The 18592-nt window shown below is 61.2% G+C and carries 16 protein-coding genes; 4 read left to right on the top strand and 12 right to left on the bottom strand.

Going from position 1 to position 18592, the window contains the following annotated elements:
• Nucleotides 1–216: 216 nt before the first annotated feature.
• Complete coding sequence (locus tag DXY02_RS02770) at nucleotides 217–771, top strand: adenine phosphoribosyltransferase (RefSeq protein ID WP_170951461.1); 555 nt, start codon at nucleotides 217–219, stop codon at nucleotides 769–771.
• Here the strand turns inward: DXY02_RS02770 and DXY02_RS02765 are convergent.
• From DXY02_RS02765 to dapB, 5 genes are all read right to left on the bottom strand, one after another.
• Nucleotides 762–974, bottom strand: coding sequence for a DUF2949 domain-containing protein (locus DXY02_RS02765; protein ID WP_114987901.1), 213 nt, complete (start codon nucleotides 972–974; stop codon nucleotides 762–764). The genes DXY02_RS02770 and DXY02_RS02765 overlap by 10 nt on opposite strands.
• Nucleotides 975–994: 20 nt before the next feature.
• Nucleotides 995–2140 (bottom strand): FAD-dependent monooxygenase, encoded by a 1146-nt coding sequence (locus tag DXY02_RS02760; RefSeq protein WP_114987900.1) that lies wholly within the window; start codon nucleotides 2138–2140, stop codon nucleotides 995–997.
• Nucleotides 2141–2181: 41 nt separating this feature from the next.
• Nucleotides 2182–2433 (bottom strand): high light inducible protein, encoded by a 252-nt coding sequence (locus tag DXY02_RS02755; RefSeq protein WP_114987899.1) that lies wholly within the window; start codon nucleotides 2431–2433, stop codon nucleotides 2182–2184.
• Between the two features lie 78 nt (nucleotides 2434–2511).
• Nucleotides 2512–3168 (bottom strand): hypothetical protein, encoded by a 657-nt coding sequence (locus DXY02_RS02750; RefSeq protein ID WP_114987898.1) that lies wholly within the window; start codon nucleotides 3166–3168, stop codon nucleotides 2512–2514.
• Nucleotides 3169–3178: 10 nt separating this feature from the next.
• Nucleotides 3179–4012: a 4-hydroxy-tetrahydrodipicolinate reductase gene (dapB, locus tag DXY02_RS02745; protein ID WP_114987897.1), complete on the bottom strand. Its 834-nt coding sequence runs from the start codon at nucleotides 4010–4012 to the stop codon at nucleotides 3179–3181.
• Between the two features lie 117 nt (nucleotides 4013–4129).
• Here dapB and DXY02_RS02740 point away from each other — a divergent pair, with 117 nt between their 5' ends.
• Nucleotides 4130–8140 (top strand): magnesium chelatase subunit H, encoded by a 4011-nt coding sequence (locus DXY02_RS02740; protein WP_114987896.1) that lies wholly within the window; start codon nucleotides 4130–4132, stop codon nucleotides 8138–8140.
• Nucleotides 8141–8220: 80 nt separating this feature from the next.
• Here the strand turns inward: DXY02_RS02740 and DXY02_RS02735 are convergent, their stop codons facing one another.
• From DXY02_RS02735 to DXY02_RS02720, 4 genes are read right to left on the bottom strand one after another with little or no spacing between them, the layout of a single operon-like run.
• Complete coding sequence (locus DXY02_RS02735; protein ID WP_114987895.1) at nucleotides 8221–9204, bottom strand: GlcNAc-transferase family protein; 984 nt, start codon at nucleotides 9202–9204, stop codon at nucleotides 8221–8223.
• Nucleotides 9201–9980, bottom strand: a complete 780-nt coding sequence (gene folP / locus DXY02_RS02730; RefSeq protein WP_244276125.1) for a dihydropteroate synthase — start codon at nucleotides 9978–9980, stop codon at nucleotides 9201–9203. Before folP ends, DXY02_RS02735 begins: the two co-directional genes overlap by 4 nt.
• 43 nt (nucleotides 9981–10023) lie before the next feature.
• Nucleotides 10024–10755 carry a triose-phosphate isomerase gene (tpiA, locus tag DXY02_RS02725; protein ID WP_114988016.1) on the bottom strand — a complete coding sequence of 244 codons (732 nt, stop codon included), beginning with the start codon at nucleotides 10753–10755 and terminating at the stop codon, nucleotides 10024–10026.
• 32 nt (nucleotides 10756–10787) lie between these two features.
• Nucleotides 10788–10985: an RNA-binding S4 domain-containing protein gene (locus tag DXY02_RS02720; RefSeq protein ID WP_041435023.1), complete on the bottom strand. Its 198-nt coding sequence runs from the start codon at nucleotides 10983–10985 to the stop codon at nucleotides 10788–10790.
• Nucleotides 10986–11024: 39 nt separating this feature from the next.
• Between DXY02_RS02720 and DXY02_RS02715 the strand changes: the two genes are divergently transcribed.
• Together DXY02_RS02715 and DXY02_RS02710 are read left to right on the top strand one after the other, a co-directional pair.
• A complete protein-coding gene (locus tag DXY02_RS02715) occupies nucleotides 11025–12770 on the top strand; it encodes an ABC transporter ATP-binding protein (RefSeq protein ID WP_114987893.1) in 1746 nt (581 codons plus the stop codon).
• 49 nt (nucleotides 12771–12819) lie between these two features.
• Complete coding sequence (locus DXY02_RS02710) at nucleotides 12820–13050, top strand: DUF6447 family protein (protein WP_114987892.1); 231 nt, start codon at nucleotides 12820–12822, stop codon at nucleotides 13048–13050.
• A 63-nt stretch (nucleotides 13051–13113) separates the two neighbouring features.
• Here the strand turns inward: DXY02_RS02710 and DXY02_RS02705 are convergent, their stop codons facing one another.
• Genes DXY02_RS02705 through carB form a run of 3 tightly spaced genes read right to left on the bottom strand, consistent with a single transcriptional unit; the run spans nucleotide 13114 to nucleotide 18547 of the window.
• Nucleotides 13114–14466 carry a sodium:alanine symporter family protein gene (locus DXY02_RS02705; protein ID WP_114988015.1) on the bottom strand — a complete coding sequence of 451 codons (1353 nt, stop codon included), beginning with the start codon at nucleotides 14464–14466 and terminating at the stop codon, nucleotides 13114–13116.
• A 56-nt stretch (nucleotides 14467–14522) separates the two neighbouring features.
• Nucleotides 14523–15188: a DUF3386 domain-containing protein gene (locus DXY02_RS02700; RefSeq protein WP_114987891.1), complete on the bottom strand. Its 666-nt coding sequence runs from the start codon at nucleotides 15186–15188 to the stop codon at nucleotides 14523–14525.
• Between the two features lie 35 nt (nucleotides 15189–15223).
• Nucleotides 15224–18547: a carbamoyl-phosphate synthase large subunit gene (gene carB / locus DXY02_RS02695; RefSeq protein WP_114987890.1), complete on the bottom strand. Its 3324-nt coding sequence runs from the start codon at nucleotides 18545–18547 to the stop codon at nucleotides 15224–15226.
• Between the last annotated feature and the right edge of the window lie 45 nt (nucleotides 18548–18592).

Genomic DNA, 18592 nt, shown 5'->3' with positions numbered 1-18592 from the left:
GAGGTCCATTAGGCCTCTTCCCCATATCTTTCAAAAACCAGCGGAAATATTTGAAGCCCATCTACTGATGGCCTTGGATGCTGCATCCCCCATGCCCCCCTTTTGTCGCTCTGCTGTCGTTTAACTCTCGTAGAACCCTGTCGCACTACTCCGCTGGGATTCAGCCACAACCCAGTGTTTGCAACGCTTTAGGCCTTGACACACCTCATGGCTGCGATGATGCCAGGGGCACTGCCATTGCGTCACCTGAATTTGGATCTTCAGTCGCACATTCGCTCAATTCCAGATTTTCCCAAGCCTGGAATTCTGTTTCGAGACATCAATCCGCTGCTGCGCTCACCAGAAGCAATGGCCGATGTGATCCGCCAGTTGGGTGCGTTCTGCGACCAGGTGAAGCCTGATCTGATCGTGGGGATCGAATCCCGGGGGTTCATCTTCGGGGCACCCTTGGCCAGCGACCGACGGCTTGGCTTTGTACCTGTGCGGAAGCCTGGAAAACTCCCCGGTGAGGTGGTCGGTCTCGACTACGCCCTGGAGTACGGCACCGATCGGCTGGAGATTCAAGCCGATGCATTTGAGAATTCACCCCGGGTGCTGGTGGTGGACGATCTGCTGGCCACCGGTGGCACGGCTGCGGCGACGGGACAACTGGTGGAGCAGGCCGGCGGTTGCTTGGTGGGCTTGGCCTTTGTGATCGAGCTGGAGGGGCTCGGAGGCCGTCAGGCCTTGCCCGCGGGTCAACCCGTTGAAGCGTTGTTGCGCTACGGCTGAGTGTTCTGCCAGTCGAAGACGTCTTCCAGCTGCTGCAAACTCAACAACCCGAAGCTCCACAGCACGATCGGGAGGGGAGCTTGTTCCAGCTCCGCCTGGCGTTGCCCTAACTCCAGGGCGCTGGGACTCAACCCCAAACGCCGCTGAAGAAACTGCAGCAAGGCGTCTGTTGCGGGGGGTTGTCGCTGGCTGGACATCACCATGGTTGCGACCCGCGCTTGGCTCAGTTTGGCAAGGCCCGCCAGAGCTGCATGGGGCCGTCACTCATGGCCCGCAAGCTGAGTTGGCGCAGCCCAGAAAACTTTTTCAGCAGCAGCAGGGCCAAACGCCTCAGGGGCAGCAATAGCGGTTGGCGGTTGGAGAACACCCGCACCAGAAGATCCGTCGCCACACCCACCTGCAGCACATCGAGCCAGCGGCTCATCCCGTAGCGCCGAGCGATTGTTGCGGCGCTGCCCCCCCGCTCCACGGCGCGCAGCAAAACTTCCACATCACGCCAGCAGAGATTGAGCCCCTGGCCTCCCACGGGATGGCAGCGGTGGCCCGCTTCGCCGATCAGCACGCCCCGTCCGCGATGCAAGCGGCGAGCCAGCAGCCATTGTTGTGGGAAGGCTCGGGGTTGATCCAGAAGGAAATCCGGTTCAATCCCCTCCGGCAGAACAGCGGCCAGCTGATCGAGAAAGGCACTGCGCTGCAGCCTGCTGCGCTGCTGGCAACTCTGCCAGGGTGCACTCCACACCACCTGGAACGTGCCCTGCCCCAAGGGCAGAACGGCGAGAGGGCCTTCCGGGCGAAACAACTCGCAGGCCCTGTCGTGAGGGAGACCCCGCAGGGCAACTTTGGCGGTGAGGCACCCCTGGCGATAGCGCATGCCCCAGTGACGGATGCCCCAGGCCTCCCTTGTGGGGGAGCGTGGTCCGTCAGCCGCCACGATCAGGGCGTCAGCGCTTGGATCAGGGCATGGTTCGGCCAGGTGCATGGCCACGTTGCTATTGGCCTTTATCCGAGCCAGCAACAACTTCATCAAGGGCCGGTGATCGAGGATCCAGCCGATGCCTTCATGGTGTCGATTGGCTGATGCCAGGTCGTCCTCGCTGAAGAGAACGCGGGCGTTGGTGGCCCCATCCCGCAAATCCAGGTCACGGAACGGCACCAAGGAATCGTGCAGGTCGTGCCATAGCCCCAGTTTCGTCAACAGCCTGCGGCTGGAATGAGTGATGGCGTACGCCCGGCTTCTGACTTGTAGTTCCGATGCCGTCAGCGGGTCAAACAGGACCACGCGCTGACCACGGAGGCCGAGGGCAAGAGCTGTGAGGGCGCCGGTGGGGCCAGCGCCCAAAACATGAATCTCTGGAGGGGATGGAGCCATTCAGGGAGTCTGGCCACCCATCCCGATCCAGTGCGAGGCGATCAGCCCAGGCCGAGCAGCCCGTGAACGAAGGATTCGCCGCCCAGGGCCAACTCAGTGGCCAGCAGGGCAATGAAACCGAGCATGGCCATGCGCCCGTTCAGCTTTTCGGCGCGGTCGTGGAAACCCCAACCCTGGGTTGCTTCAACCACTTCCATGCGGGGTTCCGTGGCGAAGGCGTTGAGGCGGCCGCCGTCTTCCGTGGTGACCTGTGCACCGCGCACGACAGGAGTGGTGGGAGAGGACTGGGACATCGATGCCGCCGTTTGATTACTAAGAAGTGTAAACCAGGTTTAAGAAATGTTCAGCAGTGGCTGCTCGACGCCGGCTGTTCAACGCCGGCTGTTCAGGCGGAGTTGGCAGAGCTCCTCAAAGGCGGGGCGGAGCAGGAAGGGGTACTCGCCAACCCACATCCGCATGCCCGGCAGCCAGGCATCGCTGAGGGCTCCGATCTTTGAGAAATCCTTACGCTCGCTCAGTACCAGGCAGCGGATCAGGCTGCCGCGGCGGATCGACTGGTGCTTCTTCTCCATCGGAAAGGCCACCCTGCCGAGGTAACCCTCTTCGTCTTCAAGTTCGAGCAGCATCCAGGTGCGTCGGTTCTCCACGAGTTCCAGCCGCCCGCGGCTGTCGGCCTGCTCGTGGCGGTTTTCCACCCGCTCACGCGTGATCACGTCCGCCACCTCGCCCTCAAACAGGGCAGCCTCGGGATAGCGCCGCAGTGTGGCGTTGCGCTGGCCGGCCTGAACGATCGGGCCCCAAAGCACATAGAGAAAGAACACAACGCTGATCACTAGCCAGACGGGGCCCCAGCGGCTGCCGAGTTGCGCTTGGTTGTAGATCAGGAACGTGATCACCCCACCGATGGCGGCGATCATCAGGCGCTGCAGCACCTCCTGGGGGTTGCCGAGGGCAAAGCGGAACTGATTTCCGGTGGCAACGGCTGGGATCAGCCGTTGCAGTTCACCGGGGCGGAGAGGGATGAGCATGGTGTCGCCTTCAGATCAGGCGTTCAAGGCCATACACAAGGCTGCCGAGGCTGCCCACCTTGCGCACCGTGAGCAGCACCCCGGGCATGTAGGCGGAACGGTCGATGGTGTCGTGACGCAGGGTGTAAGTCTCCCCGGGGGCACCGAACATCACTTCCTGGTGAGCCACCAGGCCCGGCAGCCGCACGGAGTGCAGCCGCAGGCCGCTGTCCCGCTGTCCGCCGCGGCAGCCCGCCAGGGATTCATGCTCGTCCACTTCCTCGGGATTGAAGCTCTTGCCCAGCTCTTCCATCAGCTCAGCGGTTTTGATGCAGGTGCCGCTGGGGGCATCCGCCTTGCGGTTGTGGTGCAGTTCCGTCAGTTCCGCGTGGTCGTAGAACCGTGCCGCTGCGGCTGCCGCTTGTTGCAACAGCACCATCCCCACAGAGAAATTGGGGATCACGGCCCCACCCACGGACGCTTTGGCCGAGAACTCGGTGAGGTCGTTGAGTTGTTCAGGCGAGAGTCCAGTGGTTCCGATCACAGGGTGAACGCCATAGGCGATCGCCGCGCGGGTGTGCTCATAAACAACGGAGGGGTGGGTGAAATCCACCAACACGGCGCCGCTGCCGCTGTCCCGCACCGATTGGCTCACAGCGCAGAGACAGCCTTCGAAATCAGCCGTCACGGCCACCTCCAGCTCGCCAAGGCCCAGCTCCAGACCCACGTCTGCCCCTTCCTTGCCGGGGGTGTTGTCGATGGCGCCAACCAGGCTGCAGTCTTCGGCTCCCACCACAGCCTTGATCACCTCGGCGCCCATGCGCCCCAGGGCACCGGCAACAACGACGGGAATCGGAGCGGTCATGAAAGCGCAGCAGACGCTTCAAAGCCTATGGGTCGGCTCGTGTAACGGCCGATCAGAAATCCTCGCGCCCTAAGGGCCAGTCGCCGTAAGGTTCTTCACATTGCTCAAAGCGCGCTGATGTTCACACAGGTCCGCTCCGCCGATCGCCGCGTTGCTCCTGTGGAGGGCCAGAACCACAAGTCCGTCATGAAGGCGGTTTATGTGGTGCTGGAGCCCCAGTACCAAAACGCTCTCACCCAGGCAGCGACGGCTCTCAATGCATCGGGTGGCGATCTCGGGATCGAGCTCAGCGGCTATCTGATCGAAGAACTCCGAGACGACGACAACTACGCCGGCTTCTGTGCCGATGTGGCTGAGGCTGATGTCTTTGTGGCCTCCTTGATCTTCATTGAAGATTTGGCTCAGAAGGTTGTGGACGCCGTCGCCCCACACCGCGACCGACTGAAGGCGGCTGTGGTCTTCCCGTCCATGCCGGAGGTGATGCGGCTCAACAAGCTGGGCAGCTTCTCGATGGCCCAGCTCGGTCAGAGCAAGAGCGCCATCGCAGGCTTCATGAAGAAGCGGAAGGAAGCCGGAGGTGCTGGTTTCCAGGACGCGATGCTCAAGCTGCTGAACACGCTGCCCACCGTTCTCAAGTACCTGCCCGTTGAGAAGGCGCAGGATGCCCGCAGCTTCATGCTCAGCTTCCAGTATTGGCTGGGTGGAACCCCCGACAACCTGCGCAACTTCCTGTTGATGCTGGCAGACAAATACGTCTTCCCAGCTGCAGAGGGCGAGGAGCGTCCGGCGATGGAGGTGGCGGAGCCCGAAGTGTTCCCCGACCTCGGTATCTGGCACCCCCTGGCTCCCTCGATGTTCGAGGACCTCAAGGAATATCTGAACTGGACCTCCAGCCGCACCGACCTTTCTGAGGAAGCCCGCAAAGGTCCGGTGATCGGTTTGGTGCTGCAGCGCAGCCACATCGTCACCGGTGACGATGCCCATTACGTGGCCACCATCCAGGAGCTGGAGTTCCGTGGCGCTCGCGTGATTCCGATCTTCTGCGGCGGTCTCGACTTCTCCAAGCCGGTCAACGCTTTCTTCTACGACCCGCTGAATCCCGAGCAGCCCCTGGTGGATGGCATCGTCTCTCTCACCGGTTTTGCGCTGGTCGGCGGTCCGGCCCGTCAGGACCACCCCAAGGCGATTGAGTCGCTGAAGAAGCTCAACCGTCCTTACATGGTGGCGCTTCCCCTCGTTTTCCAGACCACCCAGGAGTGGGAACAGAGCGACCTTGGCCTACACCCAGTGCAGGTGGCCCTGCAGATCGCCATTCCGGAACTGGATGGCGCCATCGAGCCCATCGTTCTCTCGGGTCGCGACGATGCCACCGGCAAGGCGCACACCCTCCAAGACCGGGTTGATGCCATAGCTGAGCGGGCCATCCGCTGGTCATCGCTGCGGATCAAGCCCCGAAACGAGAAGAAGCTGGCGATCACCGTGTTCAGCTTCCCTCCCGACAAGGGCAACGTCGGTACGGCGGCTTACCTCGACGTCTTCGGCTCCATCCATCGGGTGATGCAGGAGATGAAGGCTAAGGGCTACGACGTGCAGGACCTGCCTTCCACGCCTCGTGAGCTGTTGGAGGCCGTCATCAACGACGCCGATGCCATGCAGGGCTCTCCGGAGCTTTCAATCGCCCACCGCATGAGCGTTGAGGAGTACGAGCGTCTGACGCCCTACTCCGAACGGCTCGAAGAGAACTGGGGCAAGCCCCCGGGCAACCTCAACAGCGATGGTCAGAACCTGCTGGTTTTCGGTCGCCACTTCGGCAACGTTTTCGTTGGCGTTCAGCCCACCTTCGGCTACGAGGGTGATCCGATGCGCCTGCTTTATTCCCGCAGCGCCAGCCCTCACCATGGCTTCGCGGCTTACTACACCTATCTCCAGAAGATCTGGAAGGCTGATGCGGTGCTGCACTTCGGCACCCACGGCTCGCTCGAGTTCATGCCCGGCAAGCAGATGGGCATGAGCGAAACCTGCTATCCAGATTCACTGATCGGTGCGCTGCCCAACCTCTACTACTACGCCGCCAACAACCCCTCCGAGGCCACGATCGCCAAGCGGCGGGGTTATGCCTCCACCATCAGCTACCTCACCCCTCCTGCTGAAAATGCCGGTCTTTACAAGGGCCTGAAGGAACTTGGTGAGCTGGTGGGCTCCTACCAGCAGCTGCGTGAGGGTGGCCGCGGCATTCAGATCGTCAACACGATCATCGAGACGGCACGTCAGTGCAACCTCGATAAGGACGTTGACCTTCCTGAGGAGGATGCCTCGACCCTCGACCTGGAGGGACGTGATGCCTTGGTGGGCGCCGTTTACCGCCAGTTGATGGAGATCGAAAGCCGTCTCCTTCCCTGTGGCCTGCACACCATTGGCAAGCCTCCCACCGCAGAGGAAGCCGTTGCTACCTTGGTGAATATCGCTGCTCTCGAGCGTGAGGAGGATGGGCTCCGCTCACTCCCCGGCCTGCTGGCTGAGGCGATGGGCCGCTCGATCGAAGACATCTACAAAGGCAACGACGAGGGCGTTCTCGCCGATGTGGAACTCAACCGCACGATCACGGAGACATCCCGCGCTGCCATTGGCGCCATGGTTCGCACGCTCACTGGCCGTGATGGTCGGGTCAGCCTGCGCAACAGCTTCGGTTGGTTCTACGACCTGCTGGCCAAGTTTGGTTTCAAGCTTCCCTCGCCTTGGCTGCGGGCCTGTTGCAGTGCTGGCTTCGTTCAGATCGATGCCACCGAGCTCGACAAGCTGTTTGCCTACTTGCGCTTCTGCCTTGAGCAGGTGTGCGCCGACATGGAGATGGAGAGTCTGCTGAAGGCTCTTGATGGTGAATACATCCTTCCGGGCCCCGGTGGTGATCCAATTCGGAATCCTGGTGTGCTGCCCAGTGGCAAGAACATCCACGCCCTCGACCCGCAGGCGATTCCCACCCGGGCCGCTGTGGCTGCAGCGAAGAGTGTTGTGGACAAGTTGATTGAGCGTCAGCGCGAGGAGCAGGGCACCTGGCCCGAAACCATCGCCTGCGTGCTCTGGGGAACCGACAACATCAAGACCTACGGCGAATCCCTAGCCCAGATCCTCTGGTTCGTTGGCGTCAAGCCGATGCCTGACTCCGTGGGTCGGGTCAACAAGCTTGAGCTGATTCCCCTAGAAGAACTCGGGCGTCCCCGCGTTGATGTGGTGGTGAACTGCTCCGGTGTGTTCCGCGATCTGTTCATCAACCAGATGGCGCTGATCGATCAGGCCGTGAAGATGGCTGCCGAGGCTGACGAGCCTCTGGAGCAGAACTTTGTGCGCAAGCACGCCCTCGAGCAAGCGGAGAAAGAAGGCACGAGCCTGCGCGATGCGGCGTGCCGGGTGTTCTCCAACGCCAGCGGCAGCTACAGCTCCAACGTGAATCTCGCGGTGGAGAACAGCACCTGGGAGGAGGAAGGTGAGCTGCAAGAGATGTACCTCTCCCGCAAGACCTTCGCCTTCAATGCCGACAATCCCGGTGAGATGAACCAGAAGCGGGAGGTGTTCGAGAACGTGATGAAGACGGCGGATGTCACCTTCCAGAACCTCGATTCGGCTGAGATCTCCCTCACCGATGTGAGCCACTACTTCGACTCCGACCCCACCAAGTTGATCGCTGGCCTGCGTGATGACGGCAAAGCTCCCACCAGCTACATCGCCGACACCACCACGGCCAATGCTCAGGTGCGTTCGCTGAGTGAAACGATCCGCCTGGATTCACGCACCAAGCTGCTGAATCCCAAGTGGTACGAAGGCATGCTCGACTCCGGCTACGAGGGTGTGCGTGAGGTAGCCAAGCGGCTCAACTTCACGCTGGGTTGGAGTGCCACCAGCGGTGCCGTTGACAACTTCGTCTACGAAGAAGCCAACGAAACCTTCATCAATGATCCTGAGATGCGCAAGCGTCTGCTGGAACTCAACCCCAACAGCTTCCGTCAGATCGTGGGCACCTTGCTTGAGGTGCATGGCCGCGGATACTGGGAGACCTCGGATGAGAACATCGAGCAGCTTCAGGAGCTGTACCAGGAGGTTGAGGATCGGATTGAGGGTGTTGTCACCGACTGATCGTCGACCAAGTGTTGAACATCAAAGCCAGAGTTCCTACCGGGCTCTGGCTTTTTTGTTGGCGATGAATAATGGGCAACTCAGGCGTTCAGGGGCTTGAATTCTGCATCTCTTGCGGCTTGGCTGATCTCTGACGTCTTGAAATCAATTCCAGCCCATTGTTGATACATATACAGGCTGCGTTTTCTCCCTAATCCGAAGGGTTCAAGTTCGCCATTCTCATCATTCAAGCAGCGGATTGATGTCGGTGCGTTGTTGAGGCTGCCGAGCAGTGTGTGTACACGTTTGAGTGCGCGAAGGTTGTAATCGTGCCAATTGCTGTGATCGCCCCAATGGGTGGCTGCATGCTCTTGATCTGTATGTTCTGTCTTGTAGAGATGAAACAGCAGCAGGCGATTTGGGGCGTAGATGTTGAAACCCGAAGTCCACAGTCGTGCCGACATGGCAATCTCTTCGCCAGAGAAGTAGAGCTCGGGGTCGTAGGGCACTTCGCCCACGATTGAGCCCGGGCCGAACAGGAAACCTCCTGCGATAAATGCCCCGTGGATGGGGCGATCAGGTTGTTCTTCTGGCAGTTGGAATCGGCTGATGCCTCGCAATTTGAGAATGCCGTAGGCATCAAAACCGGCGGCTGCCATCACAGGCAGGGTTGATGTCTGCAACCGGCACGGCTGATCAAAGCCGTTCGGGTAAACACTGAGAACGGCGCGCTCATCGCTGCATTCCCTCCAGGTTGTCAGAAGTAGCTCATCCCAGTGCTCCACGGCCCGCATGTGGCTGTCGATCTGCAGCAGAAAGTCTTCCCCGCTGTAAGCACTTTGAGCTTGTCGTCGGGCCCAGCAGGCTCCGCGGCTTTCAGTTGCATCGAACCTGATGCTCTTCAGGTGTGGATGATCCGGAAATGCGCTTGTTCCCCAGTGGGGTGGGTCATCAGCCGCCAGTTGCAGGCTGATGCCGAAGCGCAGGCGCTCTGGCTGGGCTGCCCGCTGAATCAGGTTGTGCAGTGTGGCCGGGAGATCCGGATCCCTGTAGGCCGCGATCTGAACAAAGATCGTGGAGCTCACCAGAGTGCAGCCGCCATGCGCAGCGTCTGGCTGATGGGCCCCACATCGTGCACCCGCAGCACGGCAGCACCCGCCTGGGCGCAGCGGCAGGCCACGGCAGCTGTTCCCCAGAGACGCGCTTTGGGTCTGGGCTCATCGAGCACGGCGCCGATGAAGCGTTTGCGTGAAGGGCCGATCAGCACCGGTCGCGGACCTGCGGTGAGTTGTTCCAGATCCCGCAGCAGCTGCAGATTCTGCTCGTGGGTCTTGGCGAAGCCGAGACCCGGATCCCAGATGATTTGGCTTTCATCAATGCCGGCTTGAATCGCAGCTTCACTGCGCTCCACCAACGCTTCTTTCACATCTGCCACGACATCGGAATAGGTCGTGAGCTGATCCATGGTTTGACTGTCACCGCGGCTGTGCATCAGCACCACCGGACAGCCCGCATCGGCGACCACCCTCAGCAGATCGGGATCCCGCCTGCCACCGCTTACATCATTGATCCAGTTGGCCCCTGCTTCCAGTGCCTTGGCGGCCACCGGCGCCAGAAACGTGTCGATGGAGATCAGCGCCTCTGGGCAGCGCTGCCGGATGCTCTTGAGCGCTGGTAGGAGCCTCCGCAACTCCTCTTCGGCGCCCACCTCCTCCGCTCCAGGTCGGGTGCTTTGCGCCCCGAGATCCAACACGTCCGCACCGCGGCTCAGCTGCCGCTGAGCTTCAGCAAGGGCCCGGTCACTCGCCAGAAATTTCCCTCCGTCGCTGAAGGAATCCGGGGTGACGTTGATCACCCCCATCACGACTGTGCGTTGGCCCCAACCTTGGGGCCAGCCGCCTGAATCAAGCCGCTTGGTAGTTGGCAATCCGTCCAAAGCTTTTGGGCTCCAAGGAAGCACCCCCCACCAGCACCCCGTCGATATCGCTCATGCCCATCAACTCATCAATGTTGCTGGGTTTGACGGAGCCGCCGTACTGAATCACCAGATCGGGGGAGCCAACCCAGCTACGAATCAGACCACAGATGCGGTTGGCTTCTTCGGCAGCGCAGGTCTTGCCTGTGCCAATCGCCCAGATCGGTTCGTAGGCCACCACCAGTTTCTCGGCATCGAGACCCTCCAGGCCCTGCTCAATCTGACGGCGGATCACCCGTTCAGCTTCGCCCCGTTCGCGTTGCTCATCGCTTTCGCCAACGCAAACGATCGGAATCAGACCGTTGGACTGGGATGACCTGGCCCGGTGGTTGATCTGTTCGTCGCTTTCACTGAAGTATTTCCGCGGTTCGCTGTGGCCCACGATCGTGTGGGTCACCCCGTGCTCCTTGAGCATGGCTGGGGAGATCTCCCCGGTGAAGGCTCCCTGGCCTTCCCAGTGCACGTTCTGGCTCGAGAGGCAGACGCGGGAGTTCTGGCTGAGTTCCGCCATGGTCGACAGCGCCGTGAATGGTGGTGCAAGCACCAGGTCGCGGTCGTCCGGGGTGTCAGCAATCAATGGCAGAAAGGCTTCCATGAACTCCCGCGACTGGGCACAGGTCATGTGCATCTTCCAGTTGCCAGCGATCACCGGTCTGCGCACGCCTTGCTTCCCCATGGAATGTGGCAGCCAACTTACGGCCCGGTCGCGTTTTCATCCCCGACAACGGACTCCTCACCAGCAAGCACAACCCGATCTCCCGGGGAAAGCTGACGGCCCCGCCGGGTTTCAACGCTCCCATTCACCTCCACTTCACCCATCTGGATGCGTTGCTTCGCTTCACCGCCGGTGGAGACCCAACCCTTCCATTTCAGGAACTGATCCAGCTTCATTGGGCAGAGTTTTGAGCTCACCATTGATACTGTGCCGCGATGCTGACCCCATCCCAGGCCGGATTTCGCCGGCTGCTGCCGTTGCTCCGTCCCCATCTGCGGGAACTGCTCTGGGGGGGCTGCTGCATGGTGATTTACGTCGGCAGCTTTCCACTGCTCGTGCAGCTGGCCGGAGATTTGTTCCCCGCACTGGGCTCGGGTGATCTGACTCGGGTGCTTCAGCTGATCGGGCTGGCGTTGCTGATCTTTGCTGTTCAGAAGATCGCCCAGTTCGCTCAGGACTCGCTTCTTGCCGGCCCTGCACTGCTGGTGAGCCAGGACTTACGGCGTGATCTGTTCCGCCGCCTGCAGACCGTCGAGCTGAGGGCGCTCGAGAAGCTTTCAGCGGGTGATCTCACCTACCGCTTTACCGAAGACGCCGATCGTGTCAGCGAGGTGCTGTACAAGACCATTCACGACACGGTCCCCAGCGTGCTGCAGCTGCTTGCTGTGCTGGGGATGATGCTCTGGCTCGACTGGAAACTGACGCTGGCCATCCTGTTGCTGGCGCCCGTGATCGTCTGGCTGATCAGTCTGTTTGGTGCTCGTGTGATGGCGGCCACGGAGCGCAGTCAGAAAAAGGTGAGCGAACTGGCCGGTCTGCTGGGTGAGGCCATCGAAGGTTTGCCCCTGGTGCGTGCTTTTGCCGCCGAGCCTTGGCTGCAGGACCGTTTCGAGACGGAAATCGATCAACACCGGCAGGCTCGCCATCGCACCTACAGCCTTGTGGCGCTCCAGCATCCGGTGGTGGGCATCATCGAGGTGGTGGGTCTGTTTGCCGTGCTCGCCCTCGGAGCCTGGCGAATCCAGACCGGTGATCTGAGTATCGCTGGGCTGAGCAGCTACCTGACGGGGCTGATCGTGCTGATCGATCCCATCGCCCACGTCACCAACAACTTCAACGAATTTCAGCAGGGTCAGGCGTCGCTGCGCCGTTTGCGGGAGATCGAGCGCGAGCCCCAGGAGGCTCCGGATCCAGCTGAGGCGCATTCCATCGGTGCTCTCCAGGGTGATCTGGTCTTTGATCAGGTGAGCTTTGGCTATGACCCGGTCCAGCCGGTGCTGCATCAACTCAACCTGCGGGTGGATGCGGGCCAGGTGCTGGCCATTGTTGGCCCCTCCGGTGCGGGCAAAAGCACTCTGCTGTCGCTCCTGCTCCGGTTCAACACGGCGCAACAGGGCGAGATTCGTCTCGATGGCACTGACATCAGCTTGATGCGCGCCCGTGCGCTGCGTCAGCAGGTGGCCCTGGTTCCGCAGCGCACAACCGTCTTTTCCGGAACCATTGCCGAAGCGATTCGGTTTGGCCGTCGTGCGACGGACGACGAGGTGCGCGATGCGGCACGGTTGGCCAATGCGGATGATTTCATCCGTGCCTTGCCCCAGGGGTATGAAACCCAGCTCGAGGAACGGGGAACCAACGTTTCCGGTGGCCAACTGCAGCGGATCGCCATTGCACGGGCGGTGCTTGGCAATCCAGCGCTTTTGCTGCTGGATGAAGCCACCAGTGCCCTTGATGCTGAAGCTGAGGCGGCGGTGCAACTCGGACTGAAGCAGGCGATGAAGGGGCGAACCGTGTTGGTTATCGCCCATCGTCTGGCCACGGTGCAGGAGGCCGATCGCATTGTGGTTCTTGAAAAGGGAGCCGTGGTCGATCGAGGAACCCACGACGAGTTGATGCAGCGTGGTGGGCGTTACCGCGAATTGTGCGAACGGCAGTTCATTCGAGATCGGCAGAAGTCCTGAAGCCCTCTACGATCTGGCCGCCGGTACACCGCCATCCCGGCGAAGAACGATGACTGATTCCGCAGCCAACAACCCCGTCTTGACCTTTGAAGGCAAGCGCTACGACCTCAACACCCTTCCTGATGAGCTCAAGGAGCTTGTGCGTGGCATGCAGGTTGCCGATGCTCAACTGCGGATGCACGAAGACACCCTCAAGGTTCTGGCGGTGGGTCGTCAGAGCTTGGCGACCCAGCTCAATGAAAGGCTCAAGTCTGTGACTCCGTTGCCCGATCAGGGTTGATTGACTGCCAATAAAAAAGGGGGGGCTCAACAGCCCCCCCTTTTTTATTGCTCGCCGCTGTGCTCAGTCGCTGAAGCTGTAGGCCTTGGTAAGTTTGAACACGGTTCCGGAAAGCAGGATCAAGGCCACGAGGTTGGGGAGAGCCATCAGGCCATTGAGGGTGTCGGCAATCGACCAGATCACGCCGCGGTCGCCTGCGACAGCACCAATCACGACAACAGCCACCCAGGTCAGACGAAAGGGCAGCACGGCGGAATCACCGAAAAGGTAGGTGGTGCAGCGTTCGCCGTAGAAGCTCCAGCCGAGAATGGTGGTGAAGGCGAAGACCACCAGTCCCAGGGTGACCACCACGCCGCTGCCGGCGATGCCGGTGTTGAAGGCAGCGATGGAGAGGTCTGCGCCGCTGAGCTTGTCGCCGGCTGCATCGAGGATCAGATTGGCTTTGGTGGTGATGATCACAAGGGCAGTCATCGTGCAGATGATCAGGGTGTCGATGAAGGTGCCCAGCATGGCCACCGTGCCTTGGCGAACGGGATCATCGGTTCTGGCAGCCGCGTGGGCGATCGGAGCACTGCCCAGGCCCGCTTCATTGGAGAAGATGCCCCGCTTGAAGCCCATCAGCACCACCTGACCGAGGGCCCCACCGGCTGCGGCTTGGCCGGAGAAGGCGTTGGAGAAAATCGTGGCGAAGGCTTCAGGCACGCTGCCCAGATTGGCCAGCAACACCAGAAGGCATGCAGCGATGTAGAGGATCGACATCAACGGAACAATGGCGGAGGCCGCCTGGGCGATGCGTTTGATGCCCCCGATCACGACAGCGAAAACCAGGGCTGCCAAAACGACTCCGGTCGCCAGCCTCGGGATGCCAATCAGGCTCAAGGCAGACGACACCTCAAAGGCCTGAACCCCATTGCCAATGCCGAAGCCCGCCAACATGCCGAAGAGGGCAAACAGGCCCGCCATCCAGCTCCAGCCGCTGCCGAGTCCGTTGCGGATGTAGTACATCGGCCCACCCACGTGGTTGCCGTCTACATCGGTTTCGCGGAACTGAACCGCGAGCACCGCTTCGGCGTACTTGGTTGCGATGCCGAAGATCGCGATGATCCACATCCAAAAGACGGCACCAGGTCCACCAACGGCGATGGCTCCCGCCACACCGGCAATGTTTCCCGTGCCGATCGTGGCCGACAACGACGTCATCAGCGCTTGGAAGGGAGTGATCTCTCCTTCCGTTTGTGATGCACCCGGCCGAAGCATCATCGAGATGCCATAGCCCAGCCGTTGCAGCGGCATGAACCGCAGGCCCACCATTAGAAGAATGCCCGTCGCGGCAATCAAAAGGACGGTGGGCCATCCCCAGACGATGCTGTTGATCGGGCCATTGATGGCCTGAATGGTCGACTCGACTCCGCCCATGCCTTTCAACAGGTTTGGGCGGATGGTCTCATAGCCGGCTTGCACCGGCAATCAACTCAGAGCGATTCGAGATCTTCAAAACGGAAGGTCTGGCTTCCGGCGGGGGTATCGCCATGGGCTTCGGTGGTCACGACCCGCTCGGTCAGCACCCAAGGGCCATCTCCAGGAAGAGCAGCGAAGCTGTCTTTGAAGCTGCTGCGGCCGCCCCGGGCTTCTCCCGTTGCCGGGTCGGCGTACTGACTGGTGTAGGTGTGGCTGAGGTAGCCCGCACCCGTGTCGGTGACATCAGTGGTGTAGATCGTCACGACGGTGCCGTGGATGTGGCGGTGAACCATGGTCACCACGTCATCTTTGATGCGGTACTTGTCTCCTTCACCCTTGCCGCCGACGAGCACTTCGGTTCCCACTTCGTTGGTGTCACCGGCGGTGAAGGTGTTCTCACCGTGGGTCTGCTCGAAGCTGCGACGCACGCGATGGATCGCGACTTCCCAGAGCTGGGAATTCACCGCCTTGAGGATCTCTTCGTTTTCAATGCCGTCCACCTTGGCTTTGAGATCGGCACCGATCTCAAACGTGCCCTCGACCCGTTGATCGCCCTGTTGCCAGATGCAGCGGCCGCGATAGCCGGAGAATCCAGGCGCCCAGGTGTAGCGGTTCTCGTAGGCGCGACGGAAGTCATCACGCAGGTCGCTTCCAGGCTTGACGGGAACGGAGGCTGTCACAGCGTTGAGGTGGCTCCCGCAACCCTACCGGTGGCCTAACGCTGCATGGCGTGCACGTCCTGCAGGGCATGGATGCTGAGCCTCGGCTGTTGCTGGAGCGCTGAGATCGCCTCCACCGCTGCCCTTGCTCCCGCGAGGGTCGTCACCGTTGGAACGGCGTAATCGAGCGCTGCCCGACGCAGGTACTTGTCGTCATGGGCAGCTTGGCGGCCAATCGGTGTGTTGATCACCAACTGCACCTGATTGGAGCGGATCTGATCCTCGATGTTGGGGCGCCCCTCGTGCACCTTGAGCACCGATTGCACCTTCAATCCCGCGTTTGCGAGCGCCTGAGCCGTGCCTGATGTGGCAGTCACATCGAACCCGAGTTCGATCAGCCGAGCGGCGATGGGCACCAGCGCCTGTTTGTCGCGGTCGTGGGTGGAGAGGAACACCGTCCCCTGGGTGGGCAGCGCTTCTCCAGCACCGAGCTCAGCCTTGGCATAGGCCATGCCGAAACTGTCGGCGGATCCCATCACCTCTCCCGTGGAGCGCATTTCCGGCCCCAGCACCGTGTCGGCCCCCGGGAAGCGCCGGAACGGCAGCACCGCCTCCTTGATCGACTGAAGCGGCGGCTTCGGCTCGCTGGTCATGCCGATGTCGGCCAGGGTTTCGCCCGCCATCAGTCGGGTTGCCAGGCGAGCGAGAGGTTGACCTGTGGCCTTGGCGACGAAGGGGACCGTCCTGGAGGCGCGGGGGTTGGCTTCGATGATGTAAACCACTTCCGACCCATCGGTGTTGCGCTGCACGGCGAACTGGAGGTTGATCAGACCTCGCACCTCGAGCGTTTGCGCCAGGGAGAGACTCCACTCGCGAATCGTGTTCAGTGCCGCCTCGCCGAGGGAAACCGACGGCAAGCAGCAGGCCGAGTCGCCGGAATGGATTCCGGCCGGCTCGATGTGCTCCATCAGACCACCCACGATCACAGCACCGGTGTGATCGCAGAGGGCATCAACGTCCACCTCAACAGCGTTTTCGAGGTACTGGTCAATCAGCACCGGATGGTCGGGCTCCACCTGAACGGCTTCGCGCATGTAGCGGTTGAGTTCCTCTTCGTCGAACACCACTTCCATGGCCCGTCCGCCCAGGACGTAAGAGGGACGCACGACGACTGGGTAGCCCACTCGTGTGGCCACGGCCCGTGCTTCCTCTTCGCTGCGTGCCAAGCCGTTGCGGGGTTGGCGGATGTTCAGATCGCGGAGGATAGCTTCGAACTGCTCGCGGTCTTCGGCCCGGTCGATTGATTCAGGGGAGGTGCCCCAGATGCTGGTGCCCGTGGCGCGCCCCTCATCGCTGTCCAGCCAGCGCAGCAAAGGAATGGCGAGTTTCAGAGGCGTTTGTCCACCGAATTGGACCACCACGCCATCGGGACGCTCCGCTTCGATCACATTGAGAACGTCCTCCAGGGTGAGCGGTTCGAAGTAGAGGCTGTCGCTGGTGTCGTAATCAGTGGACACCGTTTCTGGATTGCTGTTCACCATCACCGTGGTGATCCCTTGATCCTGCCCTGCAAAGGAGGCATGGCAGCAGCAGTAGTCGAATTCGATGCCTTGTCCGATCCGGTTGGGTCCACCGCCGAGGATCATCATCTTGCGGCCGTCCTCACGACGACTCACCTCGGACGAGGCGGGAAGGGGCTTGAGGGATCCGTCGGCCTGCAGGGTCTGCAAGGGACGCTCGTAGGTCGAGTAGTGATAAGGAGTGGAGGAAGCGAACTCCGCTGCGCAGGTGTCGACGGTTTTGAAGACGGCGCGAACATCGAGCTGATGGCGCCGCTGACGCACCGACAATTCGTCGCTTTTGGTGTGCCAGGCGATCTGTCGGTCTGAAAAACCCAGCTGCTTGGCCTCAAACAAGCTGTCGGCATCCAGCTGATCCAGGCTTTTGCCATTAATCAGCCTGGCCTCCGCCTCAATGATCCGCCGCAGTTTGGCCAGGAACCAGGGGTCAATCCTGCTGATCCGATGAATCTCCTCATCGCTGCGTCCGCGCACCATCGCCGTTCGCACGCTGAGGATGCGCTCCGGAGAGGGGGTCCTGAGCTGACGATCCAGCTCAGCATCCGTAAGCTCCGGTTCCTCCCGGTCGCCTCCCCAGCCCGAGAATCCGGTTTCCAGGGAACGCATGGCTTTCTGGAACGACTCTTCGAAACAACGGCCGATGGCCATCGCTTCGCCCACCGATTTCATTGAGGTGGTGAGCACCGCCGGACTGCCTCGGAATTTTTCGAAGGCGAAGCGTGGAATTTTGGTGACGACGTAATCGATCGTCGGTTCGAAGCAGGCAGGCGTCTTTCCGGTGATGTCGTTGAGGATTTCGTCGAGGGTGTAACCGACGGCGAGGCGAGCGGCGATCTTGGCGATCGGGAAGCCGGTGGCCTTGCTGGCCAAGGCCGACGATCGGCTCACCCTGGGATTCATCTCAATCACCACAACGTCACCGTTGTCGGGATTGATCGCGAACTGGATGTTGCTGCCGCCCGTCGCGACACCGATCTCCCGAATGATGGCGATCGATTGGTCGCGCAACCGCTGGTATTCCCGGTCCGTGAGGGTCTGGGCTGGAGCCACCGTGATCGAATCCCCGGTGTGCACCCCCATGGGGTCGAGGTTTTCGATGCTGCAGACGATCACGACGTTGTCAGCCAGATCACGCATCACCTCAAGCTCGAATTCCTTCCAGCCCAGGAGCGATTGCTCGATCAGAATCTGAGACACCGGACTCGCTTCAAGCCCGCTTTTGCAGATTGCTGCGTATTCCTCGGGGTTGTAGGCAATGCCCCCGCCACTTCCCCCCAGTGTGAAGGCGGGCCGGATGATCCGGGGGAAGCTTCCAATCGCGGCCCCGACGGCTTCGGCTTCTTCTTGAGATGAGGCGATGCCCGAAGGGCAGACCTTCACCCCGATGCGCTCCATGGCCTGCTTGAACAGCAGACGGTCTTCCGCCTTCTGGATTGCTTTGAGATCGGCACCAATCAACTCAACGCCAAAGCGTTCGAGGGTGCCGTTTTCCGCCAGGGTGACCGCCAGGTTGAGGGCGGTCTGCCCGCCCATGGTCGGCAGCAGAGCATCCGGGCGCTCCTGATCGATCACCCGTGTCACCACGTCCGGCGTGAGTGGCTCGATGTAGGTGCGATCGGCCATCTCCGGGTCGGTCATGATCGACGCCGGATTGGAGTTGATAAGGATGACTTCATATCCCTCGGCTCTGAGGGCCTTGCAGGCCTGGGTTCCGGAGTAATCGAACTCACAGGCCTGGCCGATCACGATCGGACCAGATCCCAGCAAGAGAATGCGACGCAGATCAGACCGCCTCGGCATGGGAAATCGTCCTTGGCCAAACAGATCAAGCCTCTCACGCGGCCT

It is taken from the genome of Synechococcus sp. N19, assembly GCF_900474045.1.
Lineage (GTDB): Bacteria > Cyanobacteriota > Cyanobacteriia > PCC-6307 > Cyanobiaceae > Parasynechococcus.
Note: the sequence above shows the minus strand (reverse complement) of the source record. Positions and strands in the feature narration are given on the sequence as shown.